Source organism: Luteolibacter ambystomatis, assembly GCF_018137965.1.
Classification (GTDB): Bacteria; Verrucomicrobiota; Verrucomicrobiia; order Verrucomicrobiales; family Akkermansiaceae; genus Luteolibacter; species Luteolibacter ambystomatis.
Window position 1 is genome coordinate 2,633,655 of sequence record NZ_CP073100.1, and the last position, 17,344, is coordinate 2,650,998.

Genomic DNA, 17,344 nt, shown 5'->3' on the forward strand with positions numbered 1-17,344 from the left:
ACTGTTACGACTTCCCGCCATCGCAGCGGCGCAACGGCAGGCCCTTTTCCGCCGGCCCTGCGATCAGCTCGCCTTCTCCGGTGAATCGGGAGCCATGGCAGGGACAGTCCCAGGTCGCCTCGGCTTCATTCCAGCGGACGATGCATCCGAGATGTGGGCATACGGCTTCCAAAATGTGAATCTTGCCATCCTTGTCCCGATAGACCGCCGATCTTTCTCCATCGATCTCCATCAAAGCCCCACAACCGCTGGAAAGCGCGTGGGGATCGGTGGGAAGCTTCCCGATCCGATCCGTGATCATGCACACCGGAAAGTCGACATTCTCCCGCACATAGTCAGGAAGCGACAGGAAGCTCTTGCGATCCGGAGAGAACAGTTCGGCCCAGCGGTTCTCCTTGCCGGTGATCGCATCGCACGCCATCAGGCCGCCGAGGGTTCCGTAGGTCAGGCCGTTGCCGGAAAAGCCGGTGGCGATGAACTGTCCCGCACCATCGAATCCAATGTAGGGCAGGCCATCGATCGTTTCGATCACCTGCCCGGACCAGCGGTCGGTAATACGGCACTTCGGAGCGAATTGGGCCATCTTCCTTTCCAAAGCAGCGAAAGCGTCCCCGGCATGCTCCTTCTGGCCGGTCTTGTGGTCCTCCCCCCCGAGGATGATGTAGGCCCCTTTATCACGCCGGTCCACGCGGCAGTAGAGGAATGGGGATGCGGTATCGGACCAGATCATTTCCTCAAGGGAGGTTTCATCGACCTCCGCACCGATGGCGTAGGTCGAGTAGCCGGCCAGCTTGGTTTGGAACAACGCGGATGGCAGGGTGGACACACCGCCCTGCAAGGGAACATGGGTGGCGATCACGACATGCCGGAAATCAATCCGATGCCCGCATGCGGAGGCCTGGCGTTCCTGGAGATCCATCACTTCCGATTCCTCATGAATCATCACCCCCGCCTGGCTGGCGGCGGCCGCCAGCGCATGCAGATATCGCAAGGGGTGGAATTTGTACTGGTCAGCGAAGATCAGCCCGCTGCGGCCGTCGGGCGGCACGTTCCGCGACCAATCGATTCGGAACCCCATCCGGGCAGCCATCACGAATTCCTTGTGCAGCAGGGCGTTTTCCTTGCTTTCGTCACTGCCTGCCGCAACCGCCAGATATCCCGGAACCTTGACGAGGGCACAGTCGATCTTCAATTCATCCACCTTCCTCCGGATGTACTTCATCGCCGCCAATCCCCCCTGCCAGGCCAGCTTTGTTTTCTCCTCGCCGAAGAGTGTCATCAATTCCGACAAGCGGGTGTCGGTCATGTAGGTGAGGTGCGCGGTGGTATGGGAGGTCTCTCCCGAGCCAATTTGGCCGCGCTCAAGCAGTGCGACACGGAGGCCTTCCGACCGGAGCTCCAAGGCCGCGGTAAGACCCGTGATTCCTCCGCCGATCACCAGCACATCCACCATGAGATCACCCCACACCGGAGGAAACGAGCAAGCCTTTGACGTTTTGGACCAGTACGGAGTGTTCATGGTGGGATGCGGTTATTCCGGGTAGGCCGGAGGTGAATAGGACGTGAAGATGAACGCCTCCGCGTGGCCGCGGTTGACCAGCCGATGGGGCGTTCCCGCTGGAATAATGAGAGAAGAGCCTGAAGGGATGGTGCACTCCTCGTCGTCGACCTCCGAATGCAGGTCGCCGGTCAACACCAAGATCAACTGGTCGCTTTCCGGATGAATCTGCGGAGTCTCCGCGGATGATTCACCCGGGCTCAAACGCATGACGCCGGTTTGAACGCGGGCCGTCGTTTGGAGGATCTTGAAATCCCCATGCGTTCCATAGATGTGGCTCACGTTCATCACCGGCATTGGTTTATTTCTCCAAGGTGGAAGCGGTCGCCGGACGACCGGCAAAAGCATCCTTGAGATCGGAGGCAACGACCCCGACGGCATCCTTCGCCTTGTCGACCACGCCACCCATGCCGAAGAACTCGTGCGTCACGCCTTCATAGTTGCGGTAGTTGACCGTCACACCATCGGCCTGAAGCTTCTTCGCGAGCATCTCGCCATCACTGCGCAGCGGGTCGATCTGGGCGGTGATGATGGTGGTGGAAGGCAGGCCCTTGAGGGTCTTCGCCTTCAGCAGCGCGATCTTCGGATCGGTGCTGTCGGTGGTGGGGTTGGCGAGTTCCTGGTCGAAGAACCATTTCATCATCAGCGCGTTCAACGGCTTCGCCATGGCATTCTCGCGATAAGATGGGGTGTCCATCGAAACATTGGCCACGGGATAGATGAGCGCCTGGTGGACGGGCATCTGCATGCCCTTGGCTTGTGCCATGATGCTCACGGCGGCAGCCATGTTGCCCCCGGCGCTCTCGCCGACGAGTGCGACGCGTTTGGCATCGCCCTTGAAGCGTCCCGCGTTCTCGAGTGTCCACTGATACGCGCCGAAGCAGTCCTCATGCGCGGACGGGAACTTGTGTTCCGGGGCCTTACGGTAGTCGGTAGAGATGACCAGAGCCTGCGCCGCGTTGGCGAGGGCACGTGGCGTGGCGTCATAAGTGTCCAGATCAGCGAGAACCCAGCCGCCGCCATGGATGTAAAGAATCACGGGAAACGGACCGTCGCTGGCAGGGCGGTAGATGCGGCCCTTCACGTCCCCGCTGCTGAGCTTGATCGTGATGTTGTCCACGGTATCGACCTTCTCCTGGGACTTGTCCTGCTTCTTCATCAGTTTCTCCACGGCGTCGGCGGGAGAAGGCTGCTTGCGGGCGTCTCCGGCGGAGAGTTCGTTGACCGGCTTTCCGTTGAGAGCGGCAAGCTCGTCGAGCACCAGTTGCATCTGGGCATCGGGCTTTGCCATCGGCGCGGCGGGCAGTTCCTTTTCGTCCGCCAGCAACGGCGAAACACCGGCTAGAACCACAGCAGTGGCTCCGAGGCGGACGAAACAAGTGAGCGAAGGTTTAAGATAAGATGATTTCGTTCTCATGGCTCCGGCCTCTTCGCAAAGACCATGCCATGACAGATTTCCCGGTATTCAGGCGCTCCAGCGCTGGTGACCTGCACACCCGAGATGTCTTCTGCATGGCACGATCCGCAATCTGCGCGATAAAGACTTCATCCGATCATTTGTGGGCATGGGCTTTTCCACCCTTGTGGCCGCCCTTGCGTTCGGAGGAATGGTCTTCCTTCTTGCCCCTGCCGGAGCCGGACTTCTTGCCGCCGCCGGTGGTTTTGTTCACCGTGGCCCAAGCGCGGCTCTCGGCTTCTTTTTCGGAAACACCCTGCTTCTCATAGCCTTTTTCGATATGCTCGGCCTGGCGCTTCTGCTTGTCCGTATAGCTGGATTTATCTCCTCGTGGCATGGCTTTGGTTCCTTTCGGGTTTGAGGTTGAGGTCAATGGGCTGCACGCCCATGAAGTACTTTCGCAATCACCGTGCCATGGCGGTCTTCAGTCTCCGGTGTGATCATCGTCCTCTTCGACCTTCTTGCTCTGGGCCGATCCTTCCTGCCTCAGAAAGATCGTCAGGATCACCATCGCCAGAATGGCGAGGAACTCGCTCTGCCAATTCTGGAAGGATTGGAACCAGAACTCGGGGTTCCGGAGAAATTCCGCCAGTTTGAGAGGCGCCCGCCCATGACGCGTCATCTCCTCATTGAATTCCGCCAGCCCACCCAACGCATGGATGGTGAAAGCCCCTGCAAAAAGCCCGAAGAAGGCGAGCGAGAGCGAGTTCCGATAAAGCCATCCTGCGGACGATCTGCGATGGGGCTTCGACTCTTCCTCATCGGGATCCAGGGATTCCGCGGAGCCCTTTTGAAAAAGGAACGCGGTAAAGATCACATACGCCCCCATCTGTAGGAATTCGCTTTCCCAGTTCTCTCCGGTTGCCTGCCAGAAATGGCCGCTCGCCAGATAGTCGGCAAAATCGCCCTGCCGATCTCCATGCAAGTCAGCGTTTTGTTTGGAAGCGAGATAACCACTCACCGCTTGTCCCGCCCAGAAAAGCAGGAACAAGCCGCCCATCACGATCGAAAGCCCGTTGTTCCGGAGAAATCGCTTCATGGGTCCGCTTTTGCACGCCGGGTGCCTTTCTTCACACCAACGACGGGCAGCGGATGGTATGCGAGCTGCGAATCGTATCCTGAACCCGAAAGACAAAACCATGAGTCCAATCGATCCAGCCAAAGAAGTTCCGGAGAAGCAGCCGACGGGAATGGCTCCCCCTTATGTGGATGAAGATCCCAATGAAGCCTTGGTCGAGGAAGGTCTCGATGTGGCCGAAGATGAGGCAAGGGAAGCCGCCGCCGATGATTTTGAAGCCAACGCACGCCTCTCGGACGAGGAGGATCTGGCCGGCGAGGAAGACTTCGAGGATGAAAAGCCTTCTTCTCTTCCTCCCGAAGTCGCCGCCTTGCACGAAGAAGGAGATCCCGAGGAAGAAGCCTCCGCAGATTGAAGAGCTCCATGCGAAGTGCCCTTTCCGAGCGCTTCTTGCAATCATCGATCACGTGCCTCGGAGCCTGGATATTGTATAGTCCCTCGGAAAATAACCGCCATGGCTACCACTTCGTCATCGAAAGCCAAAAGCAAGGGCAAGGAAGGAAAGGTCCGCGGAGGGCTCGCGCGTTACCGCAAGAAGCGAGATTTCACTGCCACGCCCGAGCCGTCGTCGCCACGTGCGAAGGAGAAGGGCTGGTCGTTCGTGGTGCAGGAGCATCATGCGCGGTCCCATCACTACGACTTCCGCCTGGAGATGGATGGCGTGCTGGTGAGCTGGGCGGTGCCCAAGGGACCACCCGAAGATCCCGCCGCGAAACGGCTGGCCGTGCATGTGGAGGATCACCCTCTTGATTACGGTGGCTTCGAGGGTGAAATCCCGAAGGGTCACTATGGTGCGGGCAAGGTGGCGATCTGGGACCGCGGCACATGGGAACCGGTGGAGAAGAATTGGAAGAAGGCATTCAAGGGCGGGAAGCTGAAGTTCATCCTCCACGGGGAGAAGATGAACGGCGGCTATCTGCTAGCTCGGATGAGGGAGGAGCCAAACTGGCTGCTACGGAAGCTGGACGACACGGCCAAGGCACGCGGCGGCACCACCACGGAGACCGCCGCGTTCGTCGCTCCGCAGCTTGCCCGGGTCGTGCCATCGGTGCCGGAAGGCCGCGATTGGGTGCATGAGATCAAGCTCGACGGCTACCGGTTGATCGCGGTGCAGAAAGGCGGCAGGCTGCGGCTGTTCACGCGCAACGAGTTGGATTGGACCGATCGTTTCCAAGGACTCGTGAAGCTCCTCGGCAAGCTCACCAAGAAGGACTTCGTGATGGATGGCGAGGCGGTGGTGTTTGATGCGAAGGGACGTTCCAGTTTCGGCGCTTTGCAGGAGGCTCTGCAGAACCCGCACAGCGAGGACATCGACTACGTGGCGTTCGATCTGATGCACCTCGACGGGAAGAACCTGCGTGCAATGCCACTGGTGGAGCGGATGGAAATGCTCGATACGCTGGTCGATACGGAAACCGGCCGGGTGAGACGCTCCAAGGTATGGCCTGCGGAGCAAGGGAAGGATCTCTTCAAACAGGCCTGCAAAAGCGGGCTAGAGGGTATCATCAGCAAGCTGGCCGCCTCGCCCTACATGGAAAAGAGCCGCAACGCGTGGGTGAAATCGAAGTGCCGTGCCCGTCAGGAATTCGTGGTCTGCGGCTACACACCGCCGCGCAATTCATGCCCGGCATTCGGAGCGCTGGTGCTGGGATCGTTGGAAAACGGCAAGCTGGTGCCGCGTGGCAAGGTGGGCACCGGCTACAGCGAGGCGACTCGGCGAAGCCTGCTCAAGACGCTGCAACCGCTGAAACGGAAACAGCCGCTGTTCGAAGATGCGTCCAAGGACATCACCTGGGTGGAACCGAAACTGGTGGCGGAAATCGAGTTCGCGGAGATCACCCGCGATGGTTCGATCCGTCAGGGCAGCTTCATCGGCCTGCGCGAGGATAAAGCGGCGAAAGACGTCCACCTTGATTCCCTGCAAACCGCCAAGGCGGACGCCAAGCAAGTGAAAGTCTTTGGAACCGTGGTCACCCACCCCGACCGGCTGGTGTATCCCGCCGATGGCATCACCAAGCTGGAGGTGGCGGAATATTACGAGAGCGTGGGAGAGTGGATGATGCCCTATGTGGCAAATCGCCCGCTGGCCATCCTCCGCGCGCCGTCCGGCATCACCGGCGAGCAATTCTTCCAGAAGTCCTTCGCCAACCACGTCCCGCCGCATGTGACAACCGGCACGCTGAAGGACGATACCGAGGTGCTGCACATCAAGGACGTGAAAGGCCTGGTGTCGCTGGCCCAGTTCGGAATGATCGAAGTGCATCCGTGGGGCGCTCTCCTGCGGACGCCGGACAAGCCGGACGTTCTTGTTTGGGACCTCGATCCGGATCCCTCGGTGCCCTGGAGCGAGGTGCGGGGCGCGGCGTTCTTACTCCGGGACTTTCTCGGCGAGAGGGATCTGGTGACGCAGGTGAAGACCTCCGGCGGCAAAGGCCTGCACGTGATGCTGTATCTGAAACGCACGCATGAATGGGAGGCCCTCAAGCCATTCGCCAAGGCGGTGGCGGCAGCCGTCGCCGGATTGAACACGAAGCGCTTCACCATCGAGGCCTCCAAGGCCAAACGGCACGGAAAGATCTACATCGATTGGCTGCGCAATGGGCGCGGGGCGACCTGTGTCGCGCCGTGGGGATTGCGCGCGCGGCCAGGCGGGCCGATTTCACGACCATTGGATTGGGAGGAGCTGGAGGACGCCACGGCGGCGGGGTTCACCCTGCGCGAGCCATTGGTGATGCCAAAGGATTGGAAGCGGATTCAACCGCAGGTGATTTCCAAAGCCCTGCTGAAGGAGTTCGTTTGATCCCGGCGACGGCGGTGAGGAGGTTGGGAGGTGCCCTCGGTCTCATGGCGGCGCGGGCTTCCGATGGCTTTCTTCGCAATCAGGAAGACGGCGAAGGCGAGGATCATGAATGACAGCAGGTCTGTGAGGAACTGGCCATACGCCAGCACCGGTGCACCCGCCTCCCGCGCCTTCTGAAGCGACGGAAACCAGCGCCCGTCGAGCGGCACGTATTTGTCGGTGAAGTTCACACGTCCGCTGAGAATGCCCAACGGTGGCATGAAGACATTGTCCACCAGTGATTTCACCACCGTACCAAAGGCTCCGCCGATAATCACACCCACGGCCATGTCGATCAAATTGCCTTTGAAGGCGAACTCCTTGAATTCCTTGAACAGCATCGGCCTGTCCGCTCAGGCGCGGAGTTGGAGCAGTTTCGAATAGATGCCCATGTAGCCGGCCACCATGCTCTCCGGAGAAAACGCGCGCGCGGACTCCGCCATGATACGGGTGATCTGGCGCTGGCGGTCAGCGGCGGGCTGGATCTGGAAGCGGATGGCCTGATCGATCGCCCAGCGCAGGCCATTGGCATCATGCGTCTCGAACACGAAGCCATTCCCGGAGGAAGTGGCGGCATCGAAATGGGTCACGGTATCGCGCAGGCCGCCGGTGCCGTGGACGATCGGCAGGCTGCCATAACGCAGCGCCACCATCTGCGAGAGGCCGCAGGGCTCGTAGGCGGAGGGCATCATCGTGAAGTCCGAGGCGGCATAACCGAGACGCGACACCGGCTCGCTGAAGTGATGCACGGCGATGCGCTGCTGGAGGCCGTGGAACTCCGCGATGCGGCGGAAATGCGGCTGGAAGGGACCATCCGCGACGAAGACGACCTGGAGGCCGAGGCCCCAGTAATCGCTCACCACTCGGTAGAGGATCTCCGCGAGCAACTGGCAGCCCTTCTGCATCGGATCGAGGCGCGAGGGCCAGAACAGCATGGGCGCGTCCGCATCCTCCTCCAGGCCGAGCATCTTCTGGAGCGCCAGCTTGTTCGCGCGCTTGCCTTGGACGTGGGTCTTCTCGTCGTAGCGTTCGGCGAGATACTTGTCCTCGGACGGGCGTACGCGCGCGGGGATGGAGTTGAGGATGCCGGCGGCACGTCCCGCCTGGATCTTGCCGCGCACGGCATCCGCCACCGGACGGACGGCACCGTGGCCACCGGCGGAGAGTTCATGCAGGAAGCTCGGGCTGACCGTATTCATGTGGTCGGCGGCGAGAATGCCGGAGCCGAGCAGGCTCACCGCGCCGTGATCGCGCATGGACTCGTAGCTGGATGGATACTGCTCGAAGTAAAGGTGCTGCCAGAAGCGCGGGACATCCACGCCCTTTTCCTCGATGTACGACATGGTGGTGCGCTCATCGTGGAGATTGTGGACGGTGAAAAGACTCGGGATGCCTGCGGCCCGCGCCGCCGCCGGAACGAGACCAGTCATCCAATCGTGACAATGCACGATGTCCGGGCGCAGGCGCGGCAAGATGTAATGGATCACATCTCGCTGGAAGGCCATGGCCGCGCGCAGGTTCGCCTCCGGGCTGCCATCGTATACGGAACGGCGATAGAAGAATTCACGGTCTTGGCAGAGATGAAGCTGGCGCGAAGGGATGCCCGCATCCGAGTGGAACATGCCGCGGAAATTCGGCATCGCCACGTGCACGTCGAGCCCCTCCTGGCTGAGCGTGTCGAGCAGGAGCGCGCTGACATCGGCGAGTCCGCCGGCCTTCGCACAAGGAGCGCGGTTGCCACGGCGACTGAGGAAGGCGCTTTCGCCCAGTTCCGGAGTGACGAGGAGGATGCGTGGACGTCGCAGCTTGCGGCGCACGGGTCGCGCCGGAGCGGCTGAGGGTTCAGGAGAGGAAGCGGTTTTGCCGGGCAGAGTGTGTTCGATGGGTGCCATGGGGTATTCGGCAGGAGGACGATGCAGTCCTCCACCGAGAGCTTTTCCATCAGCTAGCGGCGTGCCGCATGGCAGATGCGTGGAACTACTAGATGCTACGGGCTTCGAAAAGCGGGCCGATTTTTGACCCTCTGCAATACGCAGAGGATCGTTGCAGTTTGCCGTCTGTGTTTTCTCTCGTGGATCACCCGTTTGGCTCTACGTGATAAGCGGTTCTCCTAATTCTCTCAGGAATCGGCAGGCGTGCCGCCGCCCGCTTTCGGCACAGCCGCCACGGTAAAGCAGAAGCTGACACCCGTCGGGAAAGGAGCGTCCTCAACCCACATACGGTGATCCGAACGATCAATGATCTGGGCCCCGAACTCCAAACCACCGGTGCAGCCCCGGTTGCCCTGGACCTCTCTTCATCACCGATAGTCCTCCCGACAAGCATTTCGCAGCCGACACCGTCCACTGCTGCCTGAGCACCCCGGAGTTCGTGCTAGCAATGCGTCACCTTGACATGGACCCGCGTGCCGCCACCCGGTGTTGAAAAAATTTCCAGTGTCCCGTTCACCAACGCCACGCGTTCACTCATGCCAAGCAGCCCCAGACGATCATTGGCAAGAACGGGATCAAATCCTCGCCCATTGTCCACCACGTCCAATTCAGTGTTGCCATCCGTCTCCAGACGTACGGTAACCTTGGTGGCTCCGGCATGCCGGGCCACGTTTGTTAGCGCCTCCTGAGCCACTCGGTACAAGGCGATCTCGCAATCCGGATCAATCCGCTGGTCATTCCATCCGATTGATTGGAAATCGACCTCAATTCCAGTACGGCCGCTCCAGACATTCAGATAAGAACGCAAGGCAGCCTCGAGTCCGAAATGATCCAGTTCCGTTGGCCGGAGCTCCCACGCCTGCCGGTGGGCTGCATCCATTAGGGATTTCACAATAGCTTTCAGTTCCTCGAAGCTTTTTCCCGGATTCACTCCTTCCGGCTTCCTTTCGAATTCCTTTTGGATCGCATGAAGCTGCAACATCACTGATGTCAGGTATTGGCCGAGGTTGTCATGAAGATCCCGCGAAATGCGTTTCCTTTCCTCCTCCTGGGTGGTGACCAGGCGGCGCAAGAGGTCATGCCGCGCCTCCTCCAACTTCTCCTTCTCCACGATTTCGGCGCGCAGACGTTCCAAAGCCTTTTCAAGATCGTGGGTTCGCTCGGCCACCCGGGCTTCCAATTCTTCCCGGGCACGCTGCAGGGCCGCCTCAGAACGTTTGCGCTCGGAGATATCCATGAAGACGATGGCCACCCGCTTGCTGTCAGGCCCACCCAGACGCGCAGCCGACACCGCCAGCCAACGGTCGAGCGGCGCGATATAGGCCTCGAATTGGGTTGCCTCACCTGTCCGAAGCACCTTCTCGTAGTTCTCCAGCCACAGGCGCTCCACTTTGGGCATCAACTCTAGCACTGTATGCCCCTTCACATCCTTGAGCCCCGTTTGGCGGGAAAAGGCCGGATTGCACTCGATGAAGCGGTAGTCGACCACCCTTCCCTCCGCGTCCTCAATGGCTTCCTTGATGACAAAGGCCTCATTCATGGACTCGAACAAGGTGCGAAGGCGTTCCTCGCTTTCGCTGATCTTTCGGTCGGCTTCACGCTGTTCCAAGAGGTCCGCAGTCTGCCGGGCGAGCAGATCGAGATAGCCGAGCTCTCGTACGCTGGGGCGATGATGGTGGCGCCAGTGGGTGGAAATCATGCCGATCGGCTTTCCCGAACGGGCAATCAGCGGAGTGGACTGGGCCGAACGATATCCGGCTGCCAAGTGCGCTGCCAGCTCCCCATCGGGATCCGGCAGAGAAGGATCGTCATAGTCCACGAAACAACGTTTGCCGCTTCGGAGTGCAGCGCCGCAAGAGGTGGACGAAGTGGCATCAACCCAGTCGAAGCGTTCGACCTCGTCAACGGAAAATCCGGAGGCGGCAATGATGGACAGGCCCTCCTTCCTCTGGTCGTAGATCTGCACTGTTCCGCCATCCGCCTGCACCAACTTCATGGAAATCGCATTGATCTCCGCATACAGCGGCCGCATTCCGGCCTCGGTGGCGAAGCGCGAACCTAAGTCGAGCAACAGCTGCATGTTTCGCAGATCAGCGGCAAGAGCTGCTTCAGCGTTTTTTCGCTCCGTGATGTCATTGAACAGCAAAGCCACCTTCTGCTTTTCCGGTTCTCCCACTGGAAACGCGAATACATCGAAGAACCGCCCTAACGCCAAGGCCATCTGTTCGAACCGTTGCGGTTTCCTTTCTCGGGCGACACGCTCGTAAGTTTCAACCCAGAAGGGCTCGATGGATGGTGCGAGTTCCAACATCGTATTTCCCACTGCATGACACAGCCCGGTATGCTTCTCAAAGGCTGGATTCGCCTCGAGGAATCGGTAATCGAAAGCACGTCCATTCTCGTCGAACATCATCTGGATCAAGCAGAAGCCCTCGTCGATGGATTCGAACAACGTCCGATAATTTTCTTCCGAAATCCGCAATGCCTCTGCCGCCCGTGCGCGTTCCACGGATGTCCAGGTGCGCTCACCCATCTCCTCAATCAGGGAGATCTCCTCCTCCGTGAAACGATGCGGCTCCCGGAAATGCACAAAGAAAACCGCGAGTAATTCGTCCTCCTTCAGAAGCGGCTTGTTGAGAGTCGCCCCAATTTCCAAATCGGCATAGACCGCCTTTTGACGCGGTGTCAGTTGGGAATCGGACGCGACGTCCGGGCGTACCATGGTCCGGCCTTTGAGAAACCCATGCAAATCCGCACCGAAATCCGAAATCCGATGAGGACCCTCCACCGACGCGGCCCCTCTGCAAAAATGCCGGGAAACCTCTAGGATTTCACCACCCGCCCGCGCCTCCGCATATCCCACTCGGTACGCGCCGAGATGGTCTCCTAACAAACTTGAAGCGGTTCTCTGAATCTCTATGGGATCGCGCAAAGGTCTCAGCGCGTCACCCACGGCGAGGAGAAAGGTCTGCCGACGTTCGTTTTCCCTCAACACTTCCTCCGCCTGCTTTCGCTCCGTGATGTCGATGTGGGCACCGATCAAGCGGAGTGGTTTGCCATTTCCGTCACGTTCGATATCCGCCTTGGCAAAAATCCAGCGCTCTTCGCCATCATTGGGGCGGATGATTCGGTACTCGCTTTCGTATGTCGCCGCCCCACTTTCCAACGCCGATCTCAAGACGCGATCGGCCGATTCGCGATCCTCAGGATGCACTCTCCGTAGCCAGTCTTCGTGTGACTCGTTTACAGCGTCCCGGGAGAGCCCGTGCAGACGCAGGTATTCCGGAGACCGACGTCCGGTGAGCCCCGCCACCACGTCGACCTCGACACCGCCCACTCCCCCCACCCGCTGGACATGGGCCAACTCCGCTTCGCGCCGACGCAGCTGGCGCTCGCTTTCCCTAAGGTTGGCTTCGGCCGATGCTCTCAGTGCGGCAGCCCAGATGCGCTCGACCACTTCCTGAAGCAATTCCTGCTCGCCGGTAGTCCAAAGACGAGGCCTTGTGTCGTGGACGCGAATGGCTCCAACCATGTTGCCGCCCTTGAAAAGCGCCGCCGCTGCGAAGGCGGCCACACATTGCCTTCCGAACGTTTCTTTCTCCGCTTCTTCCAGCCTGGGATCGGCGGCGACATCGGAGGACATCACGACACTTCCTCTCTTATAGAATTCCGCTAGAAAGCCGCCAAATTCCGAAACACGTCCCCTCTCCTGGAATAAAGATACTTCGGTGGCATCTCCCGCCCTCGCCACGTAGTCGTCGCCATCAATATCGACATAAACTACCTGGCTGACGCCCAGCTTCTGTCCAACCATCGCACAAGCTATGGTTTGGATTTCAAAAGGATCCTCCAGAGCGCGCAACTCGTCCGCCAAACGCAACAGAAACGCGTGGCGATCCTCATTGACCCTCACAGTCTGCTCCACCTTCCTGAGCTCGGTAATGTCGATGCTGCCACCCACATAGCGCCAAGGCTGCCCGCTTGCATCCAGAATGATTGCAGCGCGCCCCGCCACCCAGCGCTCCTCGCCGGTGTCTGCACGGACGATGCGATATTCGTGTTCGAATGGCCGATGATCACGTATGGCCGCATCAAGAGCTTCAAAAGCCTTCTGGCGATCCTCGGGGTGAATGGATGCACCCCAGGTTTTACGGGTGAGCACAGTCTGCTCGTTCAGACCGAAGAGGGTGTAATACTCAGGTGAGCATATCGCTTCGTCCTTCTGGAGGTCATAGTCGAATCCTCCTACACCACCCGCGGCTTGGACCATCCGCAACCACTCCTCCTTCTCGCGCAGAGCGGCTTCGGTTTCCTTCCGGGTCGTGATGTCGATCGCTGCTCCGGCCATGCGATCGGCGAGCCGCGGGCTACCGGCGAAATAAACCTGCCCGGTGATCGACAACCAATGCAACGATCCATCGGGGTGGAGAACACGGATATCCTCCTGAATCACTCCATCACCTGAGGGATCGGTTGCACGACGCAACGACTCCGCATATCGTTCCCTGTCATCTGGATGAATTCCGGCCTCCAACGCGCTTTTGAGCGAGAGTGGAGTATCCATCGGTAAGCCGAGAAGCGCCAACATCTGCTCGTCTGGTTCTCCACATTCTTCCTCTACGTTCCAGATGAACGTTCCCATGGAAGCAGCCTGCAATGCCAAGCGCAGGCGAGTTCCTTGGTCACGAAAAGCTTCCGCCGATGGAGACTCCGGAGCAACACCGGGGCCGCGACTCATATCCCGGACATCGAGTTGTTCCTGCAGCTCGTATGCGAGCGTCGATACCTCTCCCAACTTCCGGCGTAACGATTGGACTTCGGTCCAAAGCGCCTGGGCGGAAGAGTCTTCGGAAAATGGAAGTTCCGTGGCCATGCGACGGAGACCAACCTGAAATTCTCCAAATCACGGAGAATTTCAGGCCTTCCATCATTCTTATCGTCGGAAAGCCCACCTCGCCAGTTCATTCCTTGAATCCAGAACTAGCGTCCTGCTCTCCATTTCCTTCCTCACGGCCATCCGGAGAGGCTAGTGTTCTTCGGAAAGCGTGAGACGATCCCGTCTTTCCGTGTTCAATCCAAAGCACGGCCTCTCTCATGAGCGCCGCGGCATCCGGTAAACCCAGCTTGGTTTTGATGTGGGTGCGGTGGGCGTCCACGGTTCGCGGACTGATCCGGAGTTGCTCCGAGATCTGCTGGTTGGACTTCCCGCGCCCCACCATCTCGAATACCTCCAACTCCCGGTCGGTCAATCGGTCCAGCCCGATCTGGCCGCGAGCGCGAGTTCCAGCGAGATTCCGGAGTAAGTGGGATGAAACCGTGGGACTCAGATAAACCCCACCAGAGAGGATCGCGCGGATCGCCTTGAGCAGTTCGTCAGCGGATTCATCCTTCATGATGTATCCTTTTGCCCCGGCACGCATCACCCTTTCGGCATACAGCATCTCGTCGTGCATCGAAAATACGAGAACGCTCAATTTCGGGGACAGAGCCAGCAGATCCTTCAACAGCTCTAACCCGTTTTTTCCGGGCAGCGATATATCCAGGATAAGAATGTCGGGCCTCGCTTCCATGACCCTGTTTAAAGCCTCATCCGCGTTGGCCGCCCCCCCGCAAATCTCCCATCCCTCCTGCACCAGCAGGCGGGCGAGTCCCTCGTGCATCATGGGATGGTCGTCGACGATGAAGATGCGCTCGGGCATGACGGCAGAAGATCCGCCGGTGGAAGTGAAATATCCGAGCCTCATCCTCGAATGTGCATCCATCCGGCGTGATCGGCACCCTAAATGCTTCTCCATTTCGCGGTATATGGCCGGATTCGCCATCAGCCGCGTACGAAAAATCCTTAATTCCGGAGCCCTCTGAAGACCGAAAATTGCTCAAATTGAGCGTAATCTAGCCGATAGCGTACGCTGCTTCCGTACAAAAATGGGATTCCTTCCAAAGCCATCGTTCTGCATTTCGCGCTTTCGCATTGCACTTCGCTTTAGAATTGCGAGTTCGTTTGGGGTAGGGCGAGGGAGGTAGCCCTTCCAGTGCATGGGTTGCAGAGTATTTTTCGAGTTGGGCCCCGGCATGCTCGTTGGCTGCGGACCGTTTCCAACCAGCGGTTCCCACATCCATGTCAAAACTTACAACCGTGCACGTCCTGCTCGAACAGGAAATCAAGGATCTCTACAACGCCGAGACTCAATTGGTGAAGGCGTTGCCTAAGATGGCGAAGGCGGCCACCGACGAAGCCCTGAAGGAAGCCTTCGAAGCTCATTTGGAGGAAACCAAGGGGCATGTCGAACGCCTCGAAAAAGTGGCGGATATTCTGGGCATCAAACCCACTGGCAAGGTTTGCAAGGCCATGCAGGGACTGGTGGAGGAAGGCGGAGAGACCATCTCGGAAAAAGGCGAAGGCGTGCTGCGGGACCTCGCTCTCATCATCGCCGCCCAAAAGGTGGAGCATTATGAAATTTCCGGCTATGGCTCCGTGAAAACCCTCGCTGAGGCCTTAGGGCAGGATGACATCGTGGAACTCCTCCAAACCACCGAGGACGAAGAAGGCGAAGCGGACAAAAAGCTTACCTCCATCGCGGAGCGATTGCTTCCCCAGGCCCTCGAGCTGGAACCCGCCTAACCCTAGCTGCTCTACTCCGGCTCTGCGGCTTGGATCCGCTGTAGCCGGAGGCACATCCACGGGCACCGTTGCCGGACTCGATGCCCGCCGGTTTGCAGGCCTCAGCGAAGTCTGTTTGAATGGAACCGCCGTGCCAGAGCCCACTTCTTTTGTCGCATTGGGTTGTATGGGTGCCGACATCCTTTGGAAGCGCAAACGCCGCCTCTGAGTCTTCGAAATAGCCTCAGGATTTTCAATAGAGCGCCAACCCAAGCATTCCGAGATTCGGTTATAAATTTTTCACCGGGAATGCTTGGGTCGGAAATTCCTTGCACACAAAGGCATCGGTTATTTCCTGTTTCCTTCGACTGCCACGGAAAAAAATGCAGAGAGTCTTCTGAGAAATCCTCGAAACACCGCAAAACGGAATATTCCTTATTGGCGGAAATGGGGAGGCTGCTTCGAGAACACGTCGTCCCCCTCCTCCGCCAGGATCTTTCCCCGAGGTTGGGAACCAGTTCGGTCACGTTCGCCGCACGCGTCTCAACGATGATCAGGCGCCGGGCCCGTGGCCCCGCATCTTCCCCGGCAGGGAGACGAAGCACGCCATTGGTGACAAGAATATGGGAATCACCTAGCGCCGCGACCCTCTTGTTCGATTACTTCATTTCCATCTCCAGCACCCGCAGATTCTCGTCTCTTGCGGCCATCTTAATTCGGTTTCGAGCAACAAAACCGGCGACCGGATTTTATACCCAGCCACCGGTTCATATCTGCATTGCATCGTTACCCGGGAAAGATCATATCAGGGATTTGGCACGAGGATACGGAGAAACAGGCAGCGCGAGGTGGCCAGATTCCGCGGAATTCATCGAGGATCGTCAGGATCCACAATGCCCCGCCACGCTGGGTGGCATCCGCGATGAAGTCCCACGTCCAGACGTGGCCACGGTGCTCCGCACGCGTCGGCAGCCCGGTCGAGCGTCCTCGACGGGACCCGCTTGCGCGTGGCGGGTGGCACCCGCAAGCCGCAGGCCCGCCTGAGCCGCTGCACCAACCGCTTGCCGACCCTCCAGCCTTCACGCCGAAGCAAGGCTGCGATCCGCCGGTAGCCGTAGCGTGGATGCCGGTGCGAAAGCTCTTCCATCCTTTTCCCAAGCCTCTCTTCCAATGGCGTCGTCTCGCGGGGACGATACCTCAGGGTCGAACGGCTCAAGCGCAGGAACCGGCACGCAGCCCGCCCCGAACACAGCTTGCCCTCCACCGCTTCCCTGGCGGCCCGGCGACGCTGTGCCGGGCTCACCACTTATTTTTCGCAGACCGCCTCCAGCACCCGGTTCTTGAGCAGGGCCTCGGCCAGCATCTTCTTCAGTTCGCCGTTCTCGCGCTCCAGCTCCTTGAGCCGTTTGGCCTCGTTGGGGTCCATCTGGCCGAACTGCTTCTTCCAGCGGTGGAAGGTTACCTCCGAGACATGGTGCTCGCGGCTCTCCATCGGCCTGCCGCAGGATACGCATCTTCTCTTCGGTCGTGTAGCGTTTTCCTTTCATTGTTGTGTTGGTCCGTGGGCTACGCCCCCAGACTAACACTCTCTCTGGCTCGAAAAATCGAGGTCACGTCAATCCGGCTGGAAGGCATCGACGCGCCGGAAGGCTCGCAGAATTAAGGCACCAGAGCCAAATGGGCTCTTCCGGGTCTGATCGCAGGCAAGACGATCACTGCCACGGTAACGGGTAAGGATCGTCACGGTCGGGCTCTGGCTTGGTTGGAACACGACGGTTCCAACATCAACCAGCAGATGGTAACCGACGGCTGGGCCTGGCAGTATCTACAATACAACCAGGACCCGGCGATCACCAAGCGTAGGCGCTCCATGCGGCACCT

The 17,344-nt window shown here is 59.3% G+C and carries 14 protein-coding genes and 1 pseudogene; 4 read left to right on the plus strand and 11 right to left on the minus strand.

Translation table 11 applies throughout. The annotated features are described in order from the left end of the window. Positions 1-4: 4 nt before the first annotated feature. The 5 genes from KBB96_RS10080 to KBB96_RS10100 all read right to left on the minus strand — a co-directional run bounded on the left by KBB96_RS10080 (position 5) and on the right by KBB96_RS10100 (position 4,053). Positions 5-1,519 (minus strand): FAD-dependent oxidoreductase, encoded by a 1,515-nt coding sequence (locus tag KBB96_RS10080; RefSeq protein WP_211634569.1) that lies wholly within the window; start codon positions 1,517-1,519, stop codon positions 5-7. Positions 1,520-1,531: 12 nt separating this feature from the next. Continuing rightward, on the minus strand, positions 1,532-1,906 hold the full coding sequence (locus KBB96_RS10085) for a cupin domain-containing protein (protein WP_211634570.1): 375 nt from the start codon (positions 1,904-1,906) through the stop codon (positions 1,532-1,534). After that, on the minus strand, positions 1,860-2,975 hold the full coding sequence (locus KBB96_RS10090; RefSeq protein WP_211634571.1) for an alpha/beta hydrolase: 1,116 nt from the start codon (positions 2,973-2,975) through the stop codon (positions 1,860-1,862). The genes KBB96_RS10085 and KBB96_RS10090 overlap by 47 nt, the downstream gene beginning before the upstream one ends. Before the next feature lie 136 nt (positions 2,976-3,111). Beyond that, positions 3,112-3,351: a hypothetical protein gene (locus tag KBB96_RS10095; RefSeq protein ID WP_211634572.1), complete on the minus strand. Its 240-nt coding sequence runs from the start codon at positions 3,349-3,351 to the stop codon at positions 3,112-3,114. A gap of 87 nt (positions 3,352-3,438) precedes the next feature. Continuing rightward, positions 3,439-4,053, minus strand: a complete 615-nt coding sequence (locus KBB96_RS10100; RefSeq protein ID WP_211634573.1) for a DUF6766 family protein — start codon at positions 4,051-4,053, stop codon at positions 3,439-3,441. Here KBB96_RS10100 and KBB96_RS10105 point away from each other — a divergent pair. Together KBB96_RS10105 and ligD are read left to right on the plus strand one after the other, a co-directional pair. Beyond that, positions 4,052-4,447 carry a hypothetical protein gene (locus tag KBB96_RS10105; protein ID WP_211634574.1) on the plus strand — a complete coding sequence of 132 codons (396 nt, stop codon included), beginning with the start codon at positions 4,052-4,054 and terminating at the stop codon, positions 4,445-4,447. The genes KBB96_RS10100 and KBB96_RS10105 overlap by 2 nt on opposite strands. A gap of 99 nt (positions 4,448-4,546) precedes the next feature. Beyond that, complete coding sequence (gene ligD / locus KBB96_RS10110) at positions 4,547-6,892, plus strand: DNA ligase D (protein WP_211634575.1); 2,346 nt, start codon at positions 4,547-4,549, stop codon at positions 6,890-6,892. Here ligD and mscL read toward each other — a convergent pair. The 4 genes from mscL to KBB96_RS10130 form a co-directional block, all read right to left on the minus strand. Next, positions 6,847-7,272, minus strand: a complete 426-nt coding sequence (gene mscL, locus KBB96_RS10115; RefSeq protein ID WP_211634576.1) for a large conductance mechanosensitive channel protein MscL — start codon at positions 7,270-7,272, stop codon at positions 6,847-6,849. The genes ligD and mscL overlap by 46 nt on opposite strands. 12 nt (positions 7,273-7,284) lie before the next feature. Beyond that, positions 7,285-8,823 (minus strand): glycogen synthase, encoded by a 1,539-nt coding sequence (locus KBB96_RS10120; RefSeq protein WP_211634577.1) that lies wholly within the window; start codon positions 8,821-8,823, stop codon positions 7,285-7,287. A gap of 481 nt (positions 8,824-9,304) precedes the next feature. Next, positions 9,305-13,735, minus strand: coding sequence for a PAS domain-containing protein (locus KBB96_RS10125; RefSeq protein WP_211634578.1), 4,431 nt, complete (start codon positions 13,733-13,735; stop codon positions 9,305-9,307). A gap of 88 nt (positions 13,736-13,823) precedes the next feature. Next, positions 13,824-14,561, minus strand: coding sequence for a response regulator transcription factor (locus KBB96_RS10130; RefSeq protein ID WP_211634579.1), 738 nt, complete (start codon positions 14,559-14,561; stop codon positions 13,824-13,826). A 419-nt stretch (positions 14,562-14,980) separates the two neighbouring features. On the opposite strand from KBB96_RS10130, the gene KBB96_RS10135 reads away from it, so the two are divergent. Continuing rightward, positions 14,981-15,484 (plus strand): ferritin-like domain-containing protein, encoded by a 504-nt coding sequence (locus KBB96_RS10135; protein ID WP_211634580.1) that lies wholly within the window; start codon positions 14,981-14,983, stop codon positions 15,482-15,484. A gap of 847 nt (positions 15,485-16,331) precedes the next feature. Here the strand turns inward: KBB96_RS10135 and KBB96_RS21325 are convergent. Both KBB96_RS21325 and KBB96_RS10145 read right to left on the minus strand, forming a co-directional pair. Next, on the minus strand, positions 16,332-16,769 hold the full coding sequence (locus tag KBB96_RS21325) for an IS3 family transposase (protein WP_386780373.1): 438 nt from the start codon (positions 16,767-16,769) through the stop codon (positions 16,332-16,334). Then, positions 16,770-16,955: a transposase gene (locus KBB96_RS10145; RefSeq protein WP_211634582.1), complete on the minus strand. Its 186-nt coding sequence runs from the start codon at positions 16,953-16,955 to the stop codon at positions 16,770-16,772. 183 nt (positions 16,956-17,138) lie between these two features. Between KBB96_RS10145 and KBB96_RS21330 the strand changes: the two are divergent. Further along, positions 17,139-17,315: pseudogene (locus tag KBB96_RS21330) on the plus strand (thermonuclease family protein); the annotation flags it as partial. Positions 17,316-17,344 lie beyond the last annotated feature (29 nt).